The sequence below is a fragment of the Mesorhizobium sp. M4A.F.Ca.ET.090.04.2.1 genome (assembly GCF_003999085.1).
In the GTDB taxonomy this organism is placed as follows: Bacteria; Pseudomonadota; Alphaproteobacteria; order Rhizobiales; family Rhizobiaceae; genus Mesorhizobium.
The window spans coordinates 1-2,380 of the sequence record NZ_RZOT01000707.1 but is presented as its reverse complement, the minus strand read 5'-3'; the positions used below and the strand labels follow the sequence as shown (position 1 = coordinate 2,380).

At 65.2% G+C, this 2,380-nt stretch carries 3 protein-coding genes; all 3 read left to right on the top strand.

The annotated features are described in order from the left end of the window. Positions 1-324 (top strand): hypothetical protein (locus EN781_RS30735; protein ID WP_245492692.1); only part of this gene is annotated, 324 nt, incomplete at its 5' end. Between the two features lie 352 nt (positions 325-676). After that, the gene (locus EN781_RS30730; protein WP_127400641.1) at positions 677-1,054 is read left to right on the top strand and encodes a hypothetical protein; all 378 of its coding nucleotides are present in this window, start codon (positions 677-679) and stop codon (positions 1,052-1,054) included. Positions 1,055-1,324: 270 nt separating this feature from the next. Further along, on the top strand, positions 1,325-2,380 hold a 1,056-nt coding region (locus tag EN781_RS30725; RefSeq protein WP_127400640.1), incomplete at its 3' end, for a DUF763 domain-containing protein.

Below are 2,380 nucleotides of genomic sequence, written 5' to 3'. Positions count from 1 at the left end.
GAGGTAGTCATGAAAAAGCTCCTGCTCGCCTCCGTCATCGCGATTGCGTCGGCGGCGGCTATGATCAGCCCGGCCAGTGCCGACAGCCTGCGCCTCGGTATCGGCATCGGCCCGGCCTATGACGATGACTATTATGGCGCCTATCGCCCCTATTACGGCGACCCTTACTATCGTCCGCACTACCGCTACAATGTCTACGACGATGGCTACAGGCCGCGCTACTACATGCGCCACCACCGTCATTGCTGGACCGAGTACCGTAAGCACTGGCGCCACCACCACCGCGTGATCGAGAAGATCCGCATCTGCGAACGGCGGTGGTAAGCGTTGATACCGCCTCCCCTTCTCCCCTTGCGGGAGAAGGGCGTCGCGCTTGCAAATCCCCGCCCACATGGCATCTGATCTCCACCCCGCGACGAACTGCTCAGGCGGCTTGCGCGTCCTTTCTGGTTCCATCCTTCGCCGTGACCGACATCCTCTCATCGGCACGCTGAAGCGCGGCGGAACCCGCTTGCCGCTCGGCATCCCGTCTGCGGTGGGCACGACGCCCCTTGCCGCTACCCCGCGGCAATCTCCTCCTCATGGGGCCAGATCCACACCGACGAATATTAGCGATTGGGAACATAGGTCTCCTGCGGTGCGTTTAGCCGATGATCAGCCTCAGGAGGAGGTTGCCATGAAAAAACTGCTACTTGCTTCAGTGATCGCCGTTGCCACCGCGGCAGCCACGGTCGCGCCGGCGGATGCGCGCGGATTGGGATTTTTCGGTCCCGCTTTCGGTCCGTTCGGCGGCCCGTTCTACGGCGGCCCGTTCGGTGGACCTTTCTATGGTGGACCCTTCGGCGGACCGTTCTATGGCGGCGGACCGTTTTACGACTATGGCGGCCGCTATTACGGCCCGCGCTATTACCGTGACTATTATCCCGGTTACGTGGGCCGCTATCCGCACCGCTACCATTACCGGCACCATTACCGCCATTGCCGCGTGAAGTGGGTGAGGCACTGGCACCATCACCGCCGGGTGCTGGAACGCGTGCGGATTTGCCGTTACTGACGAGGCGGGCAGGGAGCGAGGCTCCCTCGTCAACCTCGGGCTTGACCCGCGGATGGATACCGTGACGCCAGTCCTACAATGCGGCGGATCAGAATTCCGCTTCGCCGCAACGCTCACAAGTCACGGCATGGATCTCAGGGTCTGCGCGCGTCGCTTCGCTCCTTGCTTCGCCCTGGATGACGACCGCGAAGCTTGTGGGCGCCACCTCCTCCGCCTTGCAAATCCCTGCCAAAATGCCATCTAGAAAGCCGGCACTCAGGAGACAAACGCGTGACGCAGCGAAGCGGCAGCGCCGACCTGCCGCTGCATGGCGGGCGGGTCCCGAAATGGCTGGGCGATCGGATGACGAAGCTGGGCGCCGTGCTGTGCGAAGCCATCATCCACCATTACGGCCGCGACGAGCTTTTGCGGCGCCTGGCGCACCCCTTCTGGTTCCAGTCTTTTGGCGCCGTGATGGGTATGGACTGGCACTCCTCCGGCATCACCACCTCGGTCATCGGCGCGCTGAAGCGCGGCCTCAACCCGCTATCCGGCGAGCTCGGCATCCATGTCTGCGGCGGGCGCGGCGCGCATTCGCGCAAGACGCCGGGCGAATTGCTGGCCATCGGCGACCGCACCGGCCTCGACGGCGAGGCTTTGGCCACCGCCAGCCGGCTGGTGGCCAAGGTGGACAGCGCCGCGGTGCAGGACGGCTACGACCTTTACCTGCACGGCTTCATCGTCACCGACGACGGGCGCTGGGTGGTGGTGCAGCAGGGGATGAACGGCGACGCCCGCCAGGCGCGCCGCTACCACTGGCTGTCGGAAGGCTTGACCAGCTTCGTCGACCAGCCGCATGCGGCAATCGAGGGCGAGCGCCAGGGCGAGATCGTCAACCTCACCGACCGGCGCGCCGAAAAAGCGCGCGGCGGCCAGATCCAGCTTCTGAAGACGATGAGCCCGGAAAAGATCCTGACCGAGCTCGCCGTGCTGGAGCCCCCGGAAATCGTGAGGCCTGAGCCGGAACCGGCCGCGCAGCCGCTGCTGCCCAACCTCGTCATGCCGGCGCATCACGACGTGCGCGAGAGCGACATCGTCATGCGCCGCCTGCACGGCAACATTTCCGCCGCGATCGAAAGCGGCCCCAAGGATTTTCCCGAGCTGCTTTTGGTTCCCGGCGTCGGCCCGCGCACCGTGCGCGCGCTCGCCATGGTCTCGGAAGTGGTGCACGGCGCACCCTACCGCTTCTCCGACCCGGCGCGCTTCTCGCTCGCCCACGGCGGCAAGGACCGCCACCCCTTCCCCGTGCCGCTGAAGGTCTATGACGAGACGATATCGGTGCTGAAA

What these genes read in the sequence shown, in the direction of transcription:
- EN781_RS30730 (WP_127400641.1), top strand. Translation starts at nt 677, where the DNA reads ATGAAAAAACTGCTACTTGCTTCAGTGATCGCCGTTGCCACCGCGGCA.